Genomic DNA, 20,498 nt, shown 5'->3' with positions numbered 1-20,498 from the left:
GGATGGACTGACGATGGGCTGGAACAACCCGCCGGTCCCGTGGAAGGACCTCGCGCGGGCGCTGTCGGGCGGGATGCCGCCCGGCGACCACGGCGACAGTCCCGCGTGGGGACGCAAACGCGAGGCGTACCGCCGCCCCGCCGACATCCCGCCGCCGCGCAGCGACCTGGAAGCCGGGCCGCGAGTGGCGTACGCCGAACTGCACTGCCACTCCAACTTCAGTTTCCTCGACGGCGCAAGCCATCCCGAGGAACTGGTGGAGGAAGCCGCCCGGCTGCGGCTCGACGCGATCGCGCTCACCGACCACGACGGCATGTACGGCGTGGTCCGGTTCGCCGAAGCGGCCAAAGAGCTGGGCGTCGCCACGGTATTCGGCACCGAGCTGAGCTTCGGGCTGTCCAGTCCGCAAAACGGCGTCGCCGACCCCGAGGGCGAACACCTTCTGCTGCTGGCCCGCGGCAGCGACGGCTACCGCAGTCTGTGCCGGGCGATCACCGCCGGACAGTTGCGCGGCCACGACGACGAAAAAGCGGAGCGTGCCGAGAAAGGCCGCCCGATCTACGACTTGCCCGCGGTCGCGGAGGAAGTCGCGGGGAAATGCGCGGTGCTTACCGGGTGCCGCAAAGGATCCGTGCGTTCGGCGCTGGTGCGCGAAGGCCCGGACGCCGCGTTCGCCGAACTGCGCCGGCTGGTCGATCTCTTCGGCCAGACCCAGGTCTATGTCGAACTGATCGACCACGGCCAGCCGCTCGACAGCACGCACAACGACCTGCTCACCGAGATGGCCGGCGAGCTCAAGCTGCCCACCGTCGCCACCACCGCCGCGCATTACGCTCGCCCGGAACGCGGCCGTCTCGCGGACGCCCTCGCCGCCATCCGTGCCCGGCGCAGTATCGATGATCTCGAAGGCTGGCTGCCCGGGGATGCCGCCGCGTTCTTGCGCTCCGGCAACGAAATGGCGGAAGTTTTCCAGCGGTACCCGGGCGCGGTGCAGCGTTCGGCGTTGCTGGGCATGGAATGCGCCTTCCCGTTAAAGCTGCTCGCACCGGAGTTGCCGCCGTTCGATCTGCCGGACGGCGAGACCGAGACCACGCATCTGCGAAACCTCGTCCAAGAGGGCTTCGGCGAGCGCTACGCGGGCAAAGACCACGCGGACAAGGCGTGGCAGCAGATCAAGCACGAGATGGCGGTGATCGAGAAACTCGAGTTCCCCGGGTACTTCCTGATCGTCGCGGACATCGTGCGGTTCTGCCGGGGAAGCGACATCCTGTGCCAGGGCAGGGGATCCGCGGCCAACTCGGCGGTCTGCTACGCGCTCGGCATCACCAAGGTCGACCCCATCGAGTACAACCTGCTCTTCGAACGGTTCCTCGCGCCCGACCGCGACGGCTACCCGGACATCGACCTCGACATCGAATCCGACCGGCGCGAGGAAGTGATCCAGTACGTCTACGACAAACACGGCAGGCTCAACGCCGCGCAGGTCGCGAACGTGATCACCTATCGCGCCCGTTCCGCGATCCGCGACGCCGCCCGGGCGCTCGGCTACTCGCCCGGCCAGCAGGACGCGTGGAGCAAGCAGATCGACCGCTGGGGCGCCTTGCGCAGCACGGAAAAAGACCATGACCACGACATCCCGAACGACGTCGTGCAGCTCGCCTTCGCCCTCGAAGACTTCCCGCGGCACCTCGGCATCCACTCCGGCGGCATGGTGATGTGCCGGGAGCCGGTGAGCCAGGTATGCCCGGTCGAATGGGCGCGGATGGAAAACCGCAGCGTTCTGCAGTGGGAGAAGGAGGATTGCGCCGCGGTCGGGCTGGTGAAGTTCGATTTGCTCGGGCTCGGCATGCTCTCCGCGCTGCACTACATGCTCGACCTGGTCAAGGAATACAAAGGCGAGGAGATCGATCTCGCCGAACTGGACCTCACCGACAAGAACATCTACGAAATGCTCTGCCGCGCCGACGCGATCGGAGTGTTCCAAGTGGAAAGCCGGGCGCAGCTGGCGACGTTGCCCCGGCTGCGGCCGAAGGAGTTCTACGACCTGGCCGTGGAAGTCGCGCTGATCCGTCCCGGCCCGATCCAGGGCGGTTCGGTGCACCCGTACATCCGCCGCAAACAAGGGCGCGAGAAGTGGGAATACGACCATCCGCGGTTGAAGAACGCTCTGTCGAAGACGCTAGGCGTTCCGCTGTTCCAGGAGCAGATGATGCAGATCGCCCTGGACGTCGCGAACTTCACCCCGGCCGAGGCCGACCAGTTGCGGCATGCGATGGGGTCGAAACGGTCGCAGCGGAAAATGGAACGGCTGCGCAAGCGGTTCCTCGACGGAGCCGTCGCCAACGGGCTGGACCTGGAGCTGGCGGAGAAGATCTTCCAGAAGCTCAAGGCGTTCGCCAACTTCGGCTTTCCGGAAAGCCATGCGCTGAGCTTCGCGCATCTGGTGTTCGCGAGCGCGTACTTCAAGTACTACCACCCGGACGCGTTCTGCGCGGGCTTGTTGCGGGCGCAGCCGATGGGGTTCTACTCACCGCAGTCGCTGGTGGCGGACGCGCGCCGGCACGGCGTCACCACGCTCGGCCCGGACATCAACCTGAGTCTCCCGCATGCGACCTTGGAAGCGTTGCCGGACAAGGGAAAGCTCCACGCGGTACGCGGCGGCCTCAGCACTGTCCGGATGATCGGCGAAACGCTGGCCAAGGAGATCGTGGCGGAACGGCAAGCGAACGGCCGGTACGAAAGCATGTCCGACCTCGGCAGGCGGGTCCGGCTCACGACGCCGCAGCTGGAAGCGCTGGCCACCGCGGGCGCGTTCAGCGCGTTCGGCCCGGACCGGCGGCAGGCGTTGTGGTCCGCGGGTGCGGTCGCGCAGGACCGGCCGGAGAAACTGCCCGGCACCGGCGTCGGCGTGGACGCGCCGATGCTGCCCGGGATGGACGGGCTCGACCTCGCCGCCGCCGACGTGTGGGCCACCGGGATCTCGCCGGACAGCTATCCGACGGAGTTCATCCGAGACCGGCTCGACGCGCTCGGAGTCGTCACCGCGGACAAACTGCTGGACCGGTCCGACGGGGAGCGAGTGCTCGTCGGGGGAGCGGTCACGCACCGCCAGCGCCCGGCGACCGCTGGCGGGGTCACGTTCCTGAACCTCGAGGACGAGACCGGCATGGTGAACGTGATCTGCACCCTCGGGCTGTGGCAACGGTTCCACCGGATCGCGCGAGGCAGCGCGGCGCTGCTGGTGCACGGGGTGCTCGAAAAAGCGGACGGCGTCGCGAGCGTGCGCGCGCAAAAACTGGAGCAGCTGAGGCTGCGGATCCCCACGAAATCGCGGGACTTCCGATGACCGGCGGACAGTTCGTGGACACACGTCCTCCTGCGGCTCGCAGCCACCCCGTCGAAGAGGCGGCACCGGGGCTGCTGTCATCCTGTCGGGGTGACGGAGACCGGCGAGGACTACACCGAAGCGCGACTTTCCGGCCAGTGGTGGGAAAAACGCCAGTTCGCGGATTGCGATTTCACCGAGGCGGACCTGCGCGACCTGCGCACGCGCGGCTGCACCTTCGACAACTGCGACTTCACCAAGGTCGACCTCGCCGGTTCGCGGCACGACGCGTCGGCGTTCCGCTCGTGCACTTTCGATCGCTCAGTGCTCGCCGACAGCCGCTGGTCGTCGTGCTCGTTGCTTGGTTCGTCCTTTGTGGACTGCCGCTACACCGGGATCGCGCTGACCGAATGCGATCTGTCGCTCGCGTCGTTCGCGCGCGGCCGGCTGCGGAAGCTGGATCTGTCCGGCCTGCGGATGCGGGAAGTGAACCTCAACGAGGCGGATCTGACGGATTCCGACCTGCGCGGCACGGATCTGTCCGGGTCCCGGATGATCGGCACGAAGTTCCCCGGGGCCGACCTTCGCGGCGCGGTGGTCGACGCGAACGGGCTGGTGCAGGCGGATCTGCGCGGCGCGTACGTGGACGTCGAACTGGCGGTGGCGTTCGCCGCGGCCCATGGCCTGGTCGTCAAGTAGCGCGTTTCCGGACAAGGAGAAGGGGCGAAGCCCGCAGGCCCCGCCCCTTCTCCGTGCTCCTGGTGTCCTCAGTCGATCGGCGGTTCGCCCGGGTCGAGTTCGATCAGGTCGCCCTCGGCGAGCAGTTCTTCGATGCTCGCCGGAAGCAGGTACGCCGATCCGCCGCCCGGCTGGTTGAACCACGGGATCGCGACCCCGGCAAGGGTTTCGAGCGGCCGCTGCACGCGGTACACGTGGTAGGGCCGGTTCACCCACTCCGGCACCAGCGAACGCTCCTCGAACGGGGTGCCCGCCGCGTAGGTCAGGTTGCCGTTCGGGCCGCCGAAGCGGTCCAGTTCGCTGCCCGCGGGCAGTTCGCGCAGTTCCTTGCCGCGGAACAGGGTCAGCGGTGGTTCCCCGGACAGCGGCGCGATCGGCCACTGCCCGCTGCCGCCGGTTCCGTTGGCGCGCACCGGTTCCTCGCGCCGCACCGGCGGCTCCCGCCGCGGCGGCGGGCTGACCGGGGGCGCGACCTGGGTGGGCGGTGCGCTGACCGGCGAGGCGATCTGAGTCGGCGGAGCACCCACCGGAGGAGTCACCTGGGTGGGCGGTGCGCTCACCGGTGCCGCGACCTGGGTCGGCGGGGGAGGCGGCGGGGTCTGCCGAGCCGGTGGTTCGTCGTCGGCCAGCAGCTGGTCGGCGGGCGTGAACGCGGTCTGTTCCTGCGACGGCACGTTCTCGCGCGGCCGGACCGGGAACGAGCCCGTCGCGACCTCCGGCGACAACGTCGCCACCACCGGCGGCTTCGGCGCGTCCGCGACTGGCTGCTCAGCCGGTGCGGGGGCTTCCGCCGCGACATACCCGTCGGGGTGGAGCAGCACCTTGCCGAGCATGAACGCCGCGGCGTCCTCGGCGTCGCCGAACACCGCCGGGTTGATCAGCTCGCCGTCGTACCAGCCGACGCGCCAGCCTTCGCCCACCTGCTCGACACTCCACCCGCGTTCGGTGGGGCCGCCGAGCCGGTACGCGGCTTCGGGCACGTTCAGCTCGTCGAGTTTCGCCTGCAGTTCGGCCAGTTCCGGCTGGGCGGGCTGCTCCCGCCGCGCGACCGGGGCCGGTTCCGCCTGCTCCCGGGCCGCGCGCCGCCCGCCGGACGGCGCGGGCACCGGCATCTCCGGCACCGGAAGCCCGCCGGGGATCTCGGACCCCGGCATGATCATCGCGGTGGGCGGGCCCGCGTCGTACTCGGCCCCGCGGCGGTTGTCGTCGTCGTATCCACCGGAGTGCGTGAACAGTTCGGCACGCTGCTCGTCGTCGTCACGGGGCGGTTCGCTGCTGTGCGTGAAGAGCACCGGCTCCTCGTGCTCGGCGTCGACCGGCCGGTGCACGTCGGTGTCGTCCTCGTCGTCCGGATGGCCCGGACCGGCGCCGTTGCGGGAGGGGACGAGGTCGTGGTGGACGTCGGTATGGTCCTCGTCGTCGTAGTGGCCCTCGTCGTAACGCTCGTACTGCGCGCCGTCGAAGTCCTGCTCGAACGGCGGCTCCGCGGGACGCTCCGGCGCGGTGCCATGGCGGCCCTCGGCCTCCTTCTCGCGGCCCCGGCCATGCGCGGCGGCAAGACCCGCCGCGGCCAATCCACCGGCCGCGGCGACTCCGGCCGCAGCCGTGCCGACGTGGCTGCCGTGCTCGTCCGCCTGCTCGGCCGAGCTGTCGGGCTCCGCGCCGCGCCGTCCGCCGTCCTCGGCGTTCAGCCGCACGTCTTCCCGGTGGCTGTCGTCCGCTTCGGCGTCCGGCTGCGCTCGCCGACGGCCGCCCTCTTGATCGCCAGGGCGAGCGTCGTCCGGTGCCGCGCCGCGACGGCCTGCGTCCGGCTCTGCGGTGTGCCGGTTCGAGGCGGCGGGTTCATCGGCGGAGTCGTCCGCGCCGATGAGCCCGTCGGCACCGATGAGGCCATCCGCGCCGACCAGTCCGTCCTCCGCGCTCGGAGCAGCAGGCTGCTCGAACGCCGTGCTCCCGTGCGCGTGCTCGTCGTACCCGTGGGCGTCGTCGTAGTCGGCCGCCGCGGCACGGTCGTCGACGTGATGCGCGGGCTCGTCGTAACCCGCTTGTTCGTGGCCGTGCTGACCGGCGGCTTCGTCGTATCCATGCGGCTCGGCGTAAGTACCGGCCTCGTGGGCGGCGGCGTCCTCGTATCCGTGCTGGTCGGAGTAACCACCCTCGTGGTCGTCGTACTGCTCGGCGTCGTATCCGCGGGCGTCGTGCGAGGCGGATTCGTCGTAGTCGCCGTGGACCGCCGGGTTTCGGTAGCCGTCGTGGCCAGGCTCTTCGTAACCCTCATCGTGCTGGTCGTAGCGCTCGGCGTGGCCTCGCTGGCCTTCCCCGAGGTCTTGCCGGTCGTAGTCCTCGGCGTGGCCGGGCTGGTCATATCCGGCGGCCTGACCGTGCTGGTCGTAGGCGGCGTCGGGGTGAGCCTGCTGGTCGTAGCCGTCGGCGTCGTGCTGGCCGGGTTCGGCGTAACCGGCTTCGTGACCCCGCTCGTCGTAGCCGGACGCGTCGGGGTGCTCGGGGTAACCAGCCTCGTGCGGGTGGCCGGGTTCGGCGTGCGTGCCGTTCACCGCGCCGACGGCTCCGGCTGCTCCTGCTGCGGCAGCGGCTACGCCCAGTCCGTGCGAGCCGCCGGGGCTGTCCGGTCCGGAAACCGGGGCGGAGACGCGCGTGCCCTGCGGACCGCTCGGTGCGCCAGGACCGCCCGCGGAACCCGGAGCAGGCCGTTCGCGATGGTCCGAACCGCCGCGAGCTGGCCCAGCGGGGTCGAAGCGGTCTTCCGAACCGCCGCGGTCGTCGAAGCCGGGTTCGTTCGCCGCGCTGGGCCTGCCGAATTCGTCGGCCGGGTGGAAGTTGTCGGGGGCGTCCGGTCGGCCAGTTGCGTTGGGCCTGCCGGGGTCACGGGGATCGAACTCGTCGGCGGGGGCACGTCGGTCGGGGCCGGGGCCGCCGGGCCTGCCGGAATCGGGGCCGCCGAACTCGTCGGCTGGGTGGAAGTTGTCGGGGGCGTCCGGTCGGCCAGTCGCGTTGGGCCTGCCGGGATCGCGGGGGTCGAAGTCGTCGGGCGAGTGGAAGTTATCGGGGCTGCTCGGCCCACCGGCCGCGCCGAGTGCGGCGGCACCGAGACCGGCTGCGCCGAGTCCCGCTGCTGCGGCTGCGCCAGAACCGGGACCGTCCGCGCCGGGGCCACCGGAGGCAGGCCCGTTGGCATCGAATCCGCCAGCGCCACCGGGACCACCTGGGCCGCCGACGCCGCCGGGACCACCGACGCCGTTGGGGCCGCCAGCGCCAGGCCCGCCTGGTGCACCAGCACCGCCGGGACCACTGGCGTTGCCCGCGCCACTGAGACCGTTAGGCCCACCAGGAGCCCCGGGGCCGCCAGGCCCGCCCGGGCCAGCTGCACCCGGCCCGCCAGGTCCACCAGCCCCCGGCCCTCCAGCCGCACCCGGCCCACCGGGTCCGCCAGCGCCCGGCCCGCCAGGTCCGCCTGGCCCACCAGCACCAGGTCCGCCTCCAGGCGCGGGCCGCTGCTGCGGAGTCTGGCTCCCGCGAGTCAGATACGCCGCCGCGCCCTGCAGGGTCAGCTCGTCCACCTGCGGAAGCTGGAAGCCGTTGGCGCGGATGTGCTCGATCAGATCCGCTTCCGGCGAGACGCCGTACGTGCGGAGGTAGAAGTTCACCGCGGCGGGCCAGATCCAGTGGCCGTCGCTGTGGAAGGCGACCGGCACCGTCGCTTCGGGGGTCTGCGCGAGCCGGTCGATGTCGTAGCCGCGGTCCTGGACCACGACGGGGGCGTGGTCCAGATACTCCAGCAGCCGGTCCTGCTCGTCGACGTCCAGATCGGGACGGTTGATGACCGGGCGGCCCGCCGGGCCGATGGTGTCGAAGATCCGGGCGATGCGGAAGTGCGGTCCGGGCTGTTCCGGGCCGAGGCCGGACATCCGGCGGATCAGCCACTCGGGCACGTTCTCCTCGGTGCGCGGGAACATGCGCAGCTCGTCGGAGTACGCCTGGGGCGGCGGGGCGAGATGCCACGCCGGCTCGTCGCGGTTGTACTCGAGGTTGTAGCTGGAGGGGTGGTCCAGCTGGTAGCGCGCGTTGAACCAGGTGCCGCGGCCGTCGCGGTACATGCCCGCGCGGAGCCTCCCGAACAGGGTCGCGATGTCGTGCGTCGCGATCCATTCCTGGGAGGAGCCGTCCTCGAGCACGATCTCGCCGGTCAGCTCGTGGTACCTGCCGACGGCTCGGTATTCCGCGGAGACTTTGCGCCAGTCGCGGGGGGCGGCGCGCAGCAGGGCCAGTCCGATCTGCTTGACCAGAGTGTCCTGCTCCGTCGCGTTCAGCTGCGTCGTCGGTTGTGCCACAGAGAACATTTTGACTGTTCGCGCGCGCGAACGCACCCCGCATAGGGCTTTTGCCACCCTCGGGCCGGTGGACGTGCCCGCTGACCTCGGCGGACGCGATATGGCACGGGTCACACGCCAGGGTGGGTGGTGCGGTGGAGCCTCCAGCTTAAGACCCGGGACGGCTGTTTCGACGGAAGACGCGCGGGCCGATCGGGTGGTGTCGCGGCCACACAGAGTGCAGAACCCACTCCTGACCGGCGGTCCGCGGCGGCTCTGCGACAATGGCCGCCGTGACGGCGAAGATTCTCGACGGCAAGGCCACGAAGAACGCCATTTTCGCAGAGCTGCGCCCGAGGGTGGCCGCGCTCGCGGAGAAGGGGATCACCCCTGGCCTGGGCACGGTGCTGGTCGGCGACGACCCCGGTTCGCATTCCTACGTGAAGATGAAGCACGCGGACAGCGCGAAGATCGGCGTCAACTCGATCCGCCGCGACCTGCCCGCGGACATCTCGCAGGAGAAGCTCGAAGCCGTCATCGACGAGCTGAACGCCGACCCGGCCTGCCACGGCTACCTCGTCCAGCTGCCGCTGCCGAAGCACCTCGACGCGAACCGCGTCCTGGAGCGCATCGACCCGGAGAAGGACGCCGACGGGCTCGCCCCGATCAGCCTCGGCCGGCTCGTCCTCGGCGAACCGGGAGCGCTGCCGTGCACGCCCTACGGAATCATTGAGCTGCTCAAGCGGCACGGCGTCGAGCTGAACGGCGCGCAGGTCACCGTGGTCGGCCGCGGTATTACCGTCGGCCGCACGCTCGGCCTGCTGCTCACCCGCCGCAGCGAAAACTCCACCGTCACCCTGTGCCACACGGGCACTCGCGACCTTGCCGCCGAGGTGCGCCGCGCGGACATCGTGATCGCCGCGGCGGGCGTGCCCGGGATCATCAAGCCGGACATGGTCAAACCCGGCGCGGCGGTGCTGGACGTCGGCGTCTCGCACGTCGAAGGCAAGCTCACCGGCGACGTCGACCCGGCGGTCGCCGAGGTGGCCGGCTGGCTGTCGCCGAACCCCGGCGGCGTGGGCCCGATGACGCGGGCGATGCTGGTCACCAACGTCGTCGAGGCCGCGGAACGCGCGGCCGCCCGCTGATGGCGATGACCGGGCAACGGCAGCGCAGCGATCGTCCCTGGCTCGTTCACGTGCCGTTCGCGGTGATCATGCTGCTGCTGGTCGTGGCCGTGGTGCGCGCGCTGCAGTACCACTGGCGCGAGGGCGCGGCGCTGGTCGGCGTCGCCCTCTTCGTGGCCGGTGTGCTGCGTGCGGTGCTGCCGGAGGAGCGCGTCGGGCTGCTCGCGATTCGCGGCAAGGCCGTCGACATCCTCACCTACGGCGCGTTGTGCGCCGCGGTGCTCTACATCGCGCTGTCGATCGCCGGCGGCCCGCTCGACGCGTCCTCCTAGGCAAACACTGTCAGGACGCGAGCGCGAGTTCCTTCTCGACCCGCGCCTCGCGCCGGTCCAGCAAGCCGGACACCGCGGCGATCGACACGCCGAGCACGGCCAGCAGCGCGCCGACCCAGTTCGGGGCCAGCAGGCCGAGCCCGCCCGCGATGACCAGGCCGCCGAGGTAGGCGCCGATCGAGTTGGCGATGTTGAACGCCGACTGCACCGCGGCCGAAACCAGCGACGGCGTGCCGCCCGCCTTCTCCATGATCCGCGCCTGCATCATCGGGCCGATCATGAAGCCCGCGACACCCACGAAGAAGATCGTGACGGCCGCACCGACCTTGCCCTGCGCGGTCACGGTGAAGATCGCGAGCACGGTGGCCAGCGCGAGCAGCGCGACGTACAGGCTCGGCATCAGCGCCTTGTCCGCGAGCCGTCCGCCGAGATAGTTGCCGATCGTCATGCCGACGCCGGCCAGCGAAAGCAGCACCGTGACGTTGGCGGGCGAGTATCCGGCGACGTCGGTCAGCATCGGCGCGATGTAGGACATGCAGGCGAACACGCCGCCCAGCCCGAACATCACGATCGCCAGCGCCAGCCACACCTGCGGGCGGCGGAAGGCTCCGAGTTCGCCGCGGATCGACGGGTCGGCCGGGCGGCCCTGGTGCGGCACCAGCTTCGCGATGGCGGCGATCGCGAGCAGGCCGATCACCGCGACCACGCCGAACGTCGCGCGCCAGCCGACCTGCTGGCCGAGCAGCGTGCCGAGCGGGACGCCGATGACGTTCGCCAGCGTCAGGCCCATGAACATCATCGACACGGCCTTCGCGCGCTGCCCCGGCTGCGCGAGGCTGGACGCGACGACCGCGCCCGCTCCGAAGAACGCGCCGTGCGGCAGGCCGGCGAGGAACCGGAACGCGATGCCGAAGTCCTGGTTCGGCGAGAGCGCGAACAGCGCGTTGCCGACCGTGAACAGGCCCATCATCGCCAGCAGCATCGTTTTGCGCGGCAACCGGACGGCCATTGCGGTGAGCAGCGGCGCGCCGATCACGACGCCGAGCGCGTAGGCGGAGATGAAGTAGCCCGCGGACGGGATGTCGATGTGGAAGTCCGCGGCGGTCAGAGGCAGCACACCCATCATCACGAACTCGGTGGTACCGATGCCGAAGGCACCGACGGCGAGCGCGAGCAACGCGACGGGCACGGCTCTCCCTTCCTGAAGAAATCGATTGCTCAGCGCCTGGGACACAGGCTTCTGAAGCGCTTTAGAACGAGGGCAAAAAACTAGACAGCCCCGACGTCGTCGTGCTGTCTCGCTCTAGTGGAACCGATGGAGGGCGGCCTTGTCATCCCGGTATTCGGGTGAGGCCCGCCACGTACCGCGACCGCTCAGCGCGGGGCGGCCAGCACGCCGTCGAGCAGGCCGGGGAACAGCGCGTCGAGATCGTTGCGGCGCAACGAGTTGTACCGGGTGGTGCCTTCCTGGCGGCCGGCGATCACCCCGGCCTGGCGCAGCGTCGCGAGGTGATGGGTGAGTGTGGACTTGGTCACCGGCACCTCGAAACCGCTGCACGAGATCTCCGTTTCGGAGTTCGCCAGCTGCCGGACCATCGCCAGCCGCACCGGGTCGGCCAGTGCGCGCAGCACGGCTTCGACGGTGATCTCGTCGCGCTCGGGATAGGCGAGCGGCGGGAGGGAGGCGTGAGCGGGCATGAGTCCATAGTACGACGGTTCTCGAAATTGTCGTCCGGTCCGTGTACGGTCGTCATCGAACTACGACGTTTGTCGAACTATTCGTTCAGGTCTCATTGGGGGGACATTCATGTCCAGCGTCTCGTCCTCGGCGGCGGCCCGGAACTCGGTGCTGGCGTTCGGGGCCTTCGGCGTCGGCACCAGCGGCTACATCGTGGCCGGGCTGTTGCCAGCGCTGACCTCCGAGCTGCAGATCTCCGCGACGGCCGCGGCGCAGCTCGTCACTTCGTTCGCCATCGCGTACGCGGTCGGCTCGCCGTTGTTCGCCGCCGCCACTGGGCGGTGGGAACGGCGCACGCTGCTGGTCGCCGCGCTCGCCGTGGCCGCGGTCGGAAACATCTTCGCGGCCGTCGCGCCGGGATACGCCACGCTGCTGATCGCGCGGGTCGTCACGGCGATCGGGGCGGCCGTCTACACCCCGGCGGCCACTGCCGTCGCCGCCGAACTGACCACGCCGGAACGTCGCGGGCGAGCTGTTTCGCTGGTCTTCGGCGGTCTCACCATCGCGTTGATCTTCGGTGTCCCGCTGGGCAGCGTGATCTCCCAGCAGTTCGGTTACCAGGGCGCGTTCCTGTTCGTCGGCATCCTCTCGGCGCTCGGCGCGCTCGGGGTGCGGGTCGCGCTGCCGAAGGTCGCGCCGCCGCCGGTCGTCGGGCTCGCCGAGCGGTTCGCCGTCGCGCGGGACAAGCGGGTCGTCGCGCTGCTGGTCACCACCACACTCGCCTGCCTGGCCGCGTTCATGGTCTACACGCTGGTGTCGCCGGTGCTGACCGCCACGGCCGGGGTTTCCGGCGGGACGATCACGGTGCTGCTGTTCTGCTACGGCATCGGCGGCGCGATCGGCAACTTCGCCGGGGGCCGCGCGGCGGACAAGTGGGGACCGCGCAAGCCGCTGCTGATCATCCTCGGCGGGTTCACCGCGGTGATGGTGCTGCTGCCGTTCACCGCGACGACTGTCGTCGGGGCCGGGATCACGTTGTTCGTGTGGGGCTTGGCGAACTGGTCGTTCAGCCCGCCGCTGCAGCACCGGCTCATCGAGCTGTCGCCCGGGCACGCCGGTCTCGCGCTGTCGCTCAACGCGTCGGCGATCTACCTTGGCGTGGGTCTGTCCGGCGTCGTCGGCGGTGCGGTGCTGACCTCGGCCGGGCCGACCGTTCTGCCGGAGATCGCCGCGATCCTGGCCGCCGCGGCGGCGCTGGTGGTCGTGTTCTTCTGGGGCGCGCGGAAGCGGGCTGAGGTCCGCGAGGAGGTCGCGGTCTGAGAAGCTGCCGGACGTGGCGGAGGTACTGGAAACCGTGCCCGGGCGCGGCGGCGAACTGGTGCTGCGGCGCGACGGCGCCGAGTTCGAGGTGATCGAAAACGGGATGTTCCTGATGGACACCCGCAACGGCGAGTCGGAACGGCTGCTCGTGACCGGAGCGGCCGACCGGCTCGCCCCCGGCGCGCGAATGCTGATCGGCGGCCTCGGCGTCGGGTTCTCGCTGCGCGCCGCGCTGGATCATCCTGCGGTCGGCTCGGTGGTGGTCGTCGAACGCGAGCCTGCGGTGATCGCCTGGAACCGCTCCGGTCCGTTGCGCGAAGTCCACGGCGCGGCCTTGGCGGATCCGCGGGTGACGGTGGTCGAGGCGGATCTGCTGGAGTGGCTGCGGACGACCGGCGAGACGTTCGACGCGCTGTGCCTGGACATCGACAACGGTCCAGAGTGGACAGTCACCGAGGGGAATGCCTCGCTGTACGCGGCTTCCGGGTTGGAACGGTTGTCTCGCCTGCTGCGTCCGGGCGGGGTGCTGGCGGTGTGGAGCGCGGGCGCGGCACCGGGGTTCACGGCTCGGTTGCGGGAGAGGTTCGCCGAGGTGGACGTGGTGGAGGTTCCGGTGCCGCGCGGGGAACCGGACGTGGTCTGGTTCGCGCGAGTCAGTTTGCCTTGGCGGCAGCCTTCGCGGCTTTCTTGAACGCGCGCACCTCGCCGAGGGTCTTGGCGTCCGTCACGTCCGCGATGGACCGACGCGAGCCCCGGTCGCCATACGCGCCAGCGGCTTCTCGCCAGCCCTTCGGGGTCACGCCGCGCTGTTTGCCCAGCAATGCCAGGAAGATCTTCGCCTTCTGCTCGCCGAAACCGGGCAGCGCCTTGAGCCGCTTCAACACTTCTTCGCCGTCTGGCTTGGGGCGGCCGTCGAGCCAAATGCCCTCGGTGCGGCCGTCATAGTTTTCGATGATGTGCAGCGCGAGCGCGTGCACCCGGCGCGCCATCGAACCGCCGTAACGGTGGATCGCCGGCGGCACCACGCACATCTCCACGAACGTGTCGACGTCCGTCGCGGCGATCTTGCGCAGGTCGAAGCCGTCCATCCGGTCGGCGATCTTCCGCGGGCCCGCGAAGGCGTGCTCCATCGGGTATTGCTGGTCCAAAAGCATCCCGGTGAGCAGGGCGAACGGGTCGTCGTTGAGCAGCTTGTCGGCCGCCGGGTCGCCGGTCAGGTGCAGTTCGCGCAGCATGGGGTCATCTTCGCACAAACCGCCCGGTCAGCCGCGTGCGAAGCGGGCTGGGGTGGTGCCCAGGTAGCGGCGGAAGTGCCGGGTCAGGTGTGCCTGGTCGGTGAACCCGGCGGTGGTGGCGACGGTCGCGGGAGGGGTGCCGTCGAGCAGGAGGCGGCGGGCGTAGTCGACGCGGCGGCCGGTGACGTACCGGTGCGGCGGCAGTCCGAAGCGGCGGCCGAAGGCGCGGACCAGGTGGACGGGGTGCGCGCCTAGTACTGCGGAGGCGTCGGCGAGCGTCAGCGATTCGGGCAGGCGTTCGTCTAGGAGGTCGCGCAGGTCGTCGGCGAGGCTGCGGTCGGGTGGTGTGGCGTCCGGGCGGCCGAGGTGGGTGCGCAACCGCTGGGCGACCAGGGCGAGGCGGCTTTCGGCTTCCAGCGGTTCGGCGAGCGACTGGTGCAGCTGATGGATTCTGGTGCGCAGCAACGGATCCGGCAGGCTCGGCTGATCGACGGCGGCCCCGATCAGGTCGTCGCCGAGCACGTCGGCGTCGAGGTAGAGCACGCGCTTGCGGAAGCCGTGGCTGGTCGCGGACCGGCCGTCGTGCGCGACGTTCGGCGGGAGCAGCGTGACGGCCGTGCCGAGTGCGCCGTGGTGGTGCCGGTCGAGGTCGTAGCTGATCACGCCGTCGTCGACGATCAGCAGCGTCCAGGTGTCGTGCGTGTGCGCGGGGTAGGCGTGATCGGTGAACTGGGCGTGGAACGCCTCGGCGATCCCAGGCACCGAGGGACGCCAGGCCGACACCGTCATGTTCAAAACGTACAAGACCAGCGCGCGACGCCGAGCCGATGCTGTCTCGCATGAACCGATTCGACACGAAGATCGCCGTGCTGCTGCGAGACGACCTGGCCTCGTGGCAACGGCTGAACGTCACGGCGTTCCTGGTGAGCGGCGTGGCCCACACGACGCCCGAGCTGATCGGCGAGCCCTACCTCGACGCCGACGACACCGAGTACCTGCCGATGTTCCGCCAGCCGGTACTCGTGTTCGCCGGCACCGCCGAGACGCTCGCGCTGGCGCACAGCCGCGCGCTCGCCCGGGATCTGCGCTTCTCGATTTTCACCGACGAGCTGTTCCAGACCGGCAATGACGTCGACAATCGCGCGGCGGTGCGGGCGGTGCCGCGGGAGAAACTGGCGTTGGCGGGGATGGCTGTGCACGGGCCGAAGAACGCGGTGGACAAGATCCTCAAGGGGGCGCGGCTGCACGGCTGAATGGGGGATTTTCCGCCGCGGCGAAGGGAATCCTGCCAAGATCGCAAGCGATCCCAGGGGAGGGAAAAACATGCGAAGAATTTTGGCGGTCGTCGCCGCGGCGGGCATCGCGTGCGGGACGGCGTCGGCCGCATACGCGGACCCGGCGGTCGCGTTCGGCTACAACTCGGACGAAGGCGCGTACCCGTTCCACGGCAGTGCTTCGTGGACAGCCGACGAGGTCACGGTGTGGGAGCACGACGCCGCGGTGAAGGTGAACGCCGAGACACCCGACGGCTGGGACTGGGCTCGGCTCGAACTGAGCGCTCCGGCCGGACAGCAGCTGCATGAGGGAACTTACTCGAACGCCGCTGTCCGGCAGCAGAACGCGCCGCAGCTCGCGACGCCTGGCTTCATCGCGTTTCGCGGAACCCGCGCAGACCCCGTGGGCGCCTGCGCGGCTCCGGACGCGACGGCCGACTTCACCGTCTCCCGCCTCGCCCGCGCGGCCGACGGAGCGGTGACCGACCTCGACGTCACCTTCGTCCTGCACTGCACCTCCGCCGGGGCTACCCGCGGCGAGGCGCACTACCACCGGGTGGCTTAAGCCTCCGCGAACACCGCGAAAACCTGCCGTACCCGGTCGCCCTGATCGAGCGTCACGTGCTGTGCCGTCGCCGAGCTGAACCCGGCGTCGGTGGCCAGTGCGGCGGCTTCCTCCAGGGTGCCGGGGACGCGCAGGTCGCGCGGGATCACCTCGGCGAACTTGCCGGTCGGCTTGAAGCGCTCCGACGACACCATGCTGAACGCCAGCTTGCCGCCCGGGCGCAGGACTCGTCGCCAGTCGGCCAGGGCGCGCGGGCCGAGGAAGTGCAACGCGGACGCGCAGACCACCGCGTCGGCCTCGCCGTCGCCGAGGGGCAGGGGGATCGCGGGGCCGACCTGCCAGGTGATCCGGCCGTCCGGGTCGCGGTCGGCGGACTTGGCGCGGGCGATCTCGATCATCGCGGGGGAGATGTCGATCGCGAACACCGCGGCCGGTTCCAGGCGCAAGGCCGCGAAGGACGCCGCGCCGGTTCCCGCGGCGACGTCGACCAGCAGATCGGGCTTCGGGTCGAGGCCGGCGATCAGCTGCTCGGCCACATACGGATGAAAGGTGTCCTCGTCGTATCCCGCCGCGTCGGCGTCGAAAAGTGTGCTCACCAGGTCACCGTAGTAGGCCTGACCAGTGATTATCCGGGCAAGCGGCGACGGCCGGCGAAACCGAGGTCAGCTCGGTGGTACCAGGACAGCTCGCGGTCGCCCTCGAGCCAGCACAACAGCACGTCGTCGCCGTCGAGCGAGGCCGGGAAGTCCACGAGCAGCGGAGCGAACCCCTTCAGCTCGGCCCCGGTCGCCTGGATCGCGGTCATCAGGTCGTCTAGCCGGGCCTGCGCGGCCTTCCATTCGGGCAGGCCGCCGAGGGTGGTGTCCCGCCCGCCCGGGCGCAGGGACGCGGCGAGCTCGGCGGCGTCGGCGCGGACCCGGATGAGCTCGGCGAGCACGGGAAGCAACCGGGCGAGTTCGGCGCGGGCCTCGGCTACGGTGAACAATCCCATCTGCAAATAGTCTCACCGGCCCCGCGCCGCCTCGCCGCTACCTGCGCCGTCGCGTCAGTGTTGCCGCCAGGCCCGCGCCGACCAGCAGGAATCCGGTGCCGAGCAGCGCGCCGGACACCAGCCAGCCGCCGAATCCGGCCGCCAGTTCGTCGCCCGGCAGCAGGCGCAGCAGGTCGTATCCGGTCCTGGGCGACACGAGCGTGGCCACCCCGGGCAGCACGCCCCAGACCACTCCGCCGACGACCGGCCCGGCCGACGACCACGCGCCGAGCACAGCCACCCCGGCCACCAGCAGAGCGCCGACCGCCATGAGCGTGGTGCCGAGGCTGTCGCCATGTTCGCCGAAGGTCGCGGACACCTGTGCCTGCTGGCGGTAGCCGCCGTAAGCCAGCACGCCGATCGCGACCGGCGTGAGCACGAGGCCGGACAGCCCGCTCAGCACGCGGGCGACGGCGCGGCTGCTCGGCGGAGCTGCCATCGCGGGATAGGGCGCGGGGTACGACATGACGGTGACCTCCCAGGCTGCGGTTACGCGATGGGATGATCGCCGGACCCGTCCGGTTCCCCTGCCCGGGGAGTCCGGATAGTGCCCGGTCGGAGGGCCGGGTCAAGGGTGGTAGAGACTTGATTCCGACCACTTCTGGAACCATCCAGCTCTGTTAAGCAGTACGCTTGTACCGCTATCGGAGAGCGAAGAAGAGAACGCGAAGATCCGCGGAAGGAGCACCGCTGCTCATGGCCAAGATCAAGGTCCAGGGCACCGTTGTCGAACTCGACGGCGACGAGATGACCCGCATCATCTGGCAGTTCATCAAGGACAAGCTGATCCACCCGTACCTGGACGTGAACCTGGACTACTACGACCTGGGCATCGAGGAGCGGGACCGCACCGACGACCAGATCACGATCGACGCCGCCAACGCCATCAAGCAGCACGGCGTCGGCGTCAAGTGCGCCACCATCACGCCGGACGAGGCGCGCGTGGAGGAGTTCGGCCTCAAGAAGATGTGGGTGTCCCCGAACGGGACCATCCGCAACATCCTCGGCGGCGTGATCTTCCGCGAGCCGATCGTCATGCGCAACGTCCCCCGGCTGGTACCCGGCTGGACCAAGCCGATCATCATCGGCCGGCACGCGCACGGCGACCAGTACAAGGCCACCAACTTCAAGGTCCCCGGCCCGGGCACCCTGACGATGACCTACACCCCGGAAGACGGCTCCGAGCCGATGGAGTTCCAGGTCGCGAACTTCCCCGAGGGCGGCGGCGTCGCGATGGGGATGTTCAACTTCCGCAAGTCGATCGAGGACTTCGCGCGCGCGTCGCTGCAGTACGGCCTCGACCGCGAGTACCCGGTCTATCTCTCCACCAAGAACACGATCCTCAAGGCCTACGACGGCATGTTCAAGGACGTGTTCCAGGAGATCTTCGAGACCGAGTTCAAGGCCGACTTCGACGCCAAGGGCATCACCTACGAGCACCGGCTGATCGATGACATGGTCGCCGCGTCGCTCAAGTGGGAGGGCGGCTACGTCTGGGCGTGCAAGAACTACGACGGCGACGTCCAGTCCGACACCGTCGCGCAGGGCTTCGGTTCGCTCGGCCTGATGACCTCGGTGCTGCGCACGCCGGACGGCAAGACCGTCGAGGCCGAGGCCGCGCACGGCACGGTGACCCGGCACTACCGCCAGCACCAGCAGGGCAAGCCGACCTCCACGAACCCGATCGCCTCGATCTACGCGTGGACCCGGGGCCTCGAGCACCGCGGCAAGCTGGACGGCAACTCCGAGCTCATCGGCTTCGCGAACAAGCTGGAGCAGGTCGTCGTCGACACCGTCGAGGGCGGCAAGATGACCAAGGACCTCGCGCTGCTGGTCGGCAAGGACCAGGAATGGCAGACGACCGAGGAGTTCCTCGCGACGCTGGACGAGAACCTGGCCAAGAAGATCGCGCAGGGCTGATCTTTTTTTAGCCGTTTCGAAAGAAGGGCACCTCGGAGGAGTCTTCCGAGGTGCCCTTCTTTTTTGTCACTCTTCGTGTTGTGTCGATGACAGGATTGGCACCTCCGGGTGGAACGGGTGCGGAAACCTGTCCGGGCGCGGTCGGACTGCCTACTCTGGCCGAGGGGTTTTTCGCGACTGAGGAGCGGCCGTGATTCTGGGTTTGCCCAAGAAGACACTGATGATTATCGGCGTCATCGCGGCGGTCGTGGTCATCTACGCGTTCGGTCAGAAAGGCCAGGCCGACGCGCAGGGATCCCCGACCGGCTGCAAGGTCTCGGTGACCGCGGACGTGCTCAACGTGCGGGAAGCCGCCGCGGGCAATGGGAAAGTCGTCGGGAAGTACCTGCACGGCGCGGAATTCGACGCACAACCCGTGGTGCAGAACGGGTTCCGGAAGATCGCCGACGGCAAGTGGGTCGCGGACAGCTTCGTGACGCCGGTGTCCGGAGCCAAGTGCTGAACCCGGTTCGCGCTGACGCCTGGCTGAGGTGCTGAGCGTCCGGCGAGTATCCGCCAGCCCGCGCGAAGTGGCTTGCCGCGCTGGGGTTTCGCGTGGCTGCTGGGTTCGTTGCGTCGTGTGGTTCGCCTGGGACTGAACGGTCACGGAACCTGGCTCGCGGTCGCGTCCGAGGGGGAGCGCAGCCCGGTCGTGGTTCGTCTCATGTGGTGGGACGGCTTAGGTGTGTCCAACCCGGAATGCGGCCGGTTGGATGAGCCGGTGCGTCCGTACGGCTTGGAACGTTCACGATTGCCGGACGCCTTTGTGATGCCGCTCGGCTTGCTCTTTCTGTTTGCCTCGGAGCGAATGCGTTCGGCGGGAAGCCCGGCGATTGTGCGCGGCGGGCGATTATGCGTGATTCAGCATGAGTCCTTCTTCCGCGGCGAGTACTTCCCCGGCGAACTCGGCGCGGGCTTCGGCCACCGAAACCGCTCGGTCGGAACCTGGCCAGAAATGCGTGAGCACCAACGTCCGGACATTCGCCGCGGTGGCGAGCCTGCCTGCTTCCGCGGCGGTCATCAGGTAACGTGGGCCGTCCGGCGGCGCGCCTTGCAGGGTGGCTTCGCAGATCAGGACGTCGGCGTCGCGGGCCAGGTCGGTCAGTTGCGGAGCGGGACCGGTGTCGCCCGTGTAGGCGAGGGTGTAACCGGGTGCGGTGAGCCGGACTCCGTAGTTCGGCACGTGGTGCGGCAGCAGCGCGGTGGTGAGCCGGAACGGGCCGAGGTCGGTCTCCGGGCCGAGATCGTGAAGAGCGAAGATCTCGTCCGGGGCCGGGTTGGGCTCCATCGCGGCGAGCCGGCGCACGGAGCCGGGAGTGCAGTGCAGCGGAAGCCTGCGGTCGGTCGTGTAGTGGCGGGCCCGGCCGAGTGCGCTGACGTCCGCGAGGTGGTCGGGATGTTCGTGCGTCACGACGATCGCGTCGAGCCGGTCGGCGGGGACGTGGCGGAAGAGCTGTGGGGCGGCCGCGTAGCCGAGGTCGATCGCGACGTGGAAGTCCTGGTGGGACAGCAGGAATCCGGCGCAGGCGCGGCCGGGCTCCGGCCACGCGCCGCAGCTGCCGAGGACAGTCAGTCGGGGCATGGCGG

19 protein-coding genes are annotated in these 20,498 nt (G+C 69.9%); 10 read left to right on the top strand and 9 right to left on the bottom strand.

Features of this window, described 5'->3' with window-relative positions:
- The first annotated feature begins 13 nt into the window (after positions 1-13).
- Positions 14-3,346, top strand: a complete 3,333-nt coding sequence (locus ACZ63D_RS08825; protein ID WP_465353658.1) for an error-prone DNA polymerase — start codon at positions 14-16, stop codon at positions 3,344-3,346.
- Positions 3,347-3,436: 90 nt separating this feature from the next.
- The gene (locus ACZ63D_RS08820) at positions 3,437-4,024 is read left to right on the top strand and encodes a pentapeptide repeat-containing protein (protein ID WP_465353657.1); all 588 of its coding nucleotides are present in this window, start codon (positions 3,437-3,439) and stop codon (positions 4,022-4,024) included.
- A 68-nt stretch (positions 4,025-4,092) separates the two neighbouring features.
- Here ACZ63D_RS08820 and ACZ63D_RS08815 read toward each other — a convergent pair whose 3' ends face one another.
- On the bottom strand, positions 4,093-8,421 hold the full coding sequence (locus ACZ63D_RS08815) for a glycohydrolase toxin TNT-related protein (RefSeq protein WP_465353656.1): 4,329 nt from the start codon (positions 8,419-8,421) through the stop codon (positions 4,093-4,095).
- Positions 8,422-8,684: 263 nt separating this feature from the next.
- Between ACZ63D_RS08815 and ACZ63D_RS08810 the strand changes: the two genes are divergently transcribed.
- Together ACZ63D_RS08810 and ACZ63D_RS08805 are read left to right on the top strand one after the other, a co-directional pair.
- The gene (locus tag ACZ63D_RS08810; RefSeq protein ID WP_037716482.1) at positions 8,685-9,539 is read left to right on the top strand and encodes a bifunctional methylenetetrahydrofolate dehydrogenase/methenyltetrahydrofolate cyclohydrolase; all 855 of its coding nucleotides are present in this window, start codon (positions 8,685-8,687) and stop codon (positions 9,537-9,539) included.
- Positions 9,539-9,850 (top strand): DUF3017 domain-containing protein, encoded by a 312-nt coding sequence (locus ACZ63D_RS08805; RefSeq protein WP_465353655.1) that lies wholly within the window; start codon positions 9,539-9,541, stop codon positions 9,848-9,850. The genes ACZ63D_RS08810 and ACZ63D_RS08805 overlap by 1 nt, the downstream gene beginning before the upstream one ends.
- A 10-nt stretch (positions 9,851-9,860) precedes the next feature.
- Here ACZ63D_RS08805 and ACZ63D_RS08800 read toward each other — a convergent pair whose 3' ends face one another.
- Positions 9,861-11,039, bottom strand: coding sequence for an MFS transporter (locus ACZ63D_RS08800; protein WP_465353654.1), 1,179 nt, complete (start codon positions 11,037-11,039; stop codon positions 9,861-9,863).
- A gap of 185 nt (positions 11,040-11,224) precedes the next feature.
- Positions 11,225-11,548 carry an ArsR/SmtB family transcription factor gene (locus ACZ63D_RS08795; protein ID WP_465353653.1) on the bottom strand — a complete coding sequence of 108 codons (324 nt, stop codon included), beginning with the start codon at positions 11,546-11,548 and terminating at the stop codon, positions 11,225-11,227.
- A gap of 109 nt (positions 11,549-11,657) precedes the next feature.
- On the opposite strand from ACZ63D_RS08795, the gene ACZ63D_RS08790 reads away from it, so the two are divergent.
- Both ACZ63D_RS08790 and ACZ63D_RS08785 read left to right on the top strand, forming a co-directional pair.
- Positions 11,658-12,848, top strand: coding sequence for an MFS transporter (locus ACZ63D_RS08790; RefSeq protein ID WP_465353652.1), 1,191 nt, complete (start codon positions 11,658-11,660; stop codon positions 12,846-12,848).
- Positions 12,849-12,861: 13 nt separating this feature from the next.
- Complete coding sequence (locus ACZ63D_RS08785) at positions 12,862-13,539, top strand: spermine/spermidine synthase domain-containing protein (protein ID WP_465353651.1); 678 nt, start codon at positions 12,862-12,864, stop codon at positions 13,537-13,539.
- Here ACZ63D_RS08785 and ACZ63D_RS08780 read toward each other — a convergent pair.
- Positions 13,502-14,083, bottom strand: a complete 582-nt coding sequence (locus ACZ63D_RS08780) for an HhH-GPD-type base excision DNA repair protein (RefSeq protein ID WP_465353650.1) — start codon at positions 14,081-14,083, stop codon at positions 13,502-13,504. The two genes, ACZ63D_RS08785 and ACZ63D_RS08780, sit on opposite strands and share 38 nt — an antisense overlap.
- Before the next feature lie 27 nt (positions 14,084-14,110).
- Complete coding sequence (locus tag ACZ63D_RS08775) at positions 14,111-14,872, bottom strand: AraC family transcriptional regulator (RefSeq protein WP_465353649.1); 762 nt, start codon at positions 14,870-14,872, stop codon at positions 14,111-14,113.
- 50 nt (positions 14,873-14,922) lie between these two features.
- On the opposite strand from ACZ63D_RS08775, the gene ACZ63D_RS08770 reads away from it, so the two are divergent.
- Both ACZ63D_RS08770 and ACZ63D_RS08765 read left to right on the top strand, forming a co-directional pair.
- Positions 14,923-15,336, top strand: a complete 414-nt coding sequence (locus ACZ63D_RS08770) for a DUF2000 family protein (protein ID WP_465353648.1) — start codon at positions 14,923-14,925, stop codon at positions 15,334-15,336.
- Positions 15,337-15,406: 70 nt separating this feature from the next.
- Positions 15,407-15,922, top strand: coding sequence for a hypothetical protein (locus tag ACZ63D_RS08765; protein WP_465353647.1), 516 nt, complete (start codon positions 15,407-15,409; stop codon positions 15,920-15,922).
- Here ACZ63D_RS08765 and ACZ63D_RS08760 read toward each other — a convergent pair.
- From ACZ63D_RS08760 to ACZ63D_RS08750, 3 genes are read right to left on the bottom strand one after another with little or no spacing between them, the layout of a single operon-like run.
- Positions 15,919-16,518, bottom strand: coding sequence for a class I SAM-dependent methyltransferase (locus tag ACZ63D_RS08760; RefSeq protein WP_465353646.1), 600 nt, complete (start codon positions 16,516-16,518; stop codon positions 15,919-15,921). The genes ACZ63D_RS08765 and ACZ63D_RS08760 overlap by 4 nt on opposite strands.
- A gap of 29 nt (positions 16,519-16,547) precedes the next feature.
- Positions 16,548-16,913 (bottom strand): DUF2203 family protein, encoded by a 366-nt coding sequence (locus ACZ63D_RS08755; RefSeq protein WP_465353645.1) that lies wholly within the window; start codon positions 16,911-16,913, stop codon positions 16,548-16,550.
- Between the two features lie 37 nt (positions 16,914-16,950).
- A complete protein-coding gene (locus ACZ63D_RS08750; RefSeq protein WP_465353644.1) occupies positions 16,951-17,418 on the bottom strand; it encodes a hypothetical protein in 468 nt (155 codons plus the stop codon).
- 230 nt (positions 17,419-17,648) lie between these two features.
- On the opposite strand from ACZ63D_RS08750, the gene ACZ63D_RS08745 reads away from it, so the two are divergent.
- Together ACZ63D_RS08745 and ACZ63D_RS08740 are read left to right on the top strand one after the other, a co-directional pair.
- The gene (locus ACZ63D_RS08745) at positions 17,649-18,872 is read left to right on the top strand and encodes an NADP-dependent isocitrate dehydrogenase (RefSeq protein WP_009072524.1); all 1,224 of its coding nucleotides are present in this window, start codon (positions 17,649-17,651) and stop codon (positions 18,870-18,872) included.
- Between the two features lie 190 nt (positions 18,873-19,062).
- Positions 19,063-19,374: an SH3 domain-containing protein gene (locus tag ACZ63D_RS08740; RefSeq protein WP_465353643.1), complete on the top strand. Its 312-nt coding sequence runs from the start codon at positions 19,063-19,065 to the stop codon at positions 19,372-19,374.
- A 387-nt stretch (positions 19,375-19,761) separates the two neighbouring features.
- On the opposite strand, the gene ACZ63D_RS08735 is transcribed toward ACZ63D_RS08740, so the two are convergent.
- Positions 19,762-20,493: an MBL fold metallo-hydrolase gene (locus ACZ63D_RS08735; RefSeq protein WP_465353642.1), complete on the bottom strand. Its 732-nt coding sequence runs from the start codon at positions 20,491-20,493 to the stop codon at positions 19,762-19,764.
- Between the last annotated feature and the right edge of the window lie 5 nt (positions 20,494-20,498).

This window comes from Amycolatopsis sp. NPDC104775 (assembly GCF_055583325.1).
Note: the sequence above shows the minus strand (reverse complement) of the source record. Positions and strands in the feature narration are given on the sequence as shown.

Bases quoted from the DNA above. Each gene is read 5' to 3' on its own strand.
- ACZ63D_RS08825 (WP_465353658.1), top strand. From the start codon at position 14: ATGGGCTGGAACAACCCGCCGGTCCCGTGGAAGGACCTCGCGCGGGCG.
- ACZ63D_RS08815 (WP_465353656.1), bottom strand. From the start codon at position 8,421: ATGTTCTCTGTGGCACAACCGACGACGCAGCTGAACGCGACGGAGCAG.
- ACZ63D_RS08805 (WP_465353655.1), top strand. From the start codon at position 9,539: ATGGCGATGACCGGGCAACGGCAGCGCAGCGATCGTCCCTGGCTCGTT.
- ACZ63D_RS08795 (WP_465353653.1), bottom strand. From the start codon at position 11,548: ATGCCCGCTCACGCCTCCCTCCCGCCGCTCGCCTATCCCGAGCGCGAC.
- ACZ63D_RS08790 (WP_465353652.1), top strand. From the start codon at position 11,658: ATGTCCAGCGTCTCGTCCTCGGCGGCGGCCCGGAACTCGGTGCTGGCG.
- ACZ63D_RS08780 (WP_465353650.1), bottom strand. From the start codon at position 14,083: ATGCTGCGCGAACTGCACCTGACCGGCGACCCGGCGGCCGACAAGCTG.
- ACZ63D_RS08775 (WP_465353649.1), bottom strand. From the start codon at position 14,872: ATGACGGTGTCGGCCTGGCGTCCCTCGGTGCCTGGGATCGCCGAGGCG.
- ACZ63D_RS08770 (WP_465353648.1), top strand. From the start codon at position 14,923: ATGAACCGATTCGACACGAAGATCGCCGTGCTGCTGCGAGACGACCTG.
- ACZ63D_RS08765 (WP_465353647.1), top strand. From the start codon at position 15,407: ATGCGAAGAATTTTGGCGGTCGTCGCCGCGGCGGGCATCGCGTGCGGG.
- ACZ63D_RS08755 (WP_465353645.1), bottom strand. From the start codon at position 16,913: ATGGGATTGTTCACCGTAGCCGAGGCCCGCGCCGAACTCGCCCGGTTG.
- ACZ63D_RS08750 (WP_465353644.1), bottom strand. From the start codon at position 17,418: ATGTCGTACCCCGCGCCCTATCCCGCGATGGCAGCTCCGCCGAGCAGC.
- ACZ63D_RS08745 (WP_009072524.1), top strand. From the start codon at position 17,649: ATGGCCAAGATCAAGGTCCAGGGCACCGTTGTCGAACTCGACGGCGAC.
- ACZ63D_RS08735 (WP_465353642.1), bottom strand. From the start codon at position 20,493: ATGCCCCGACTGACTGTCCTCGGCAGCTGCGGCGCGTGGCCGGAGCCC.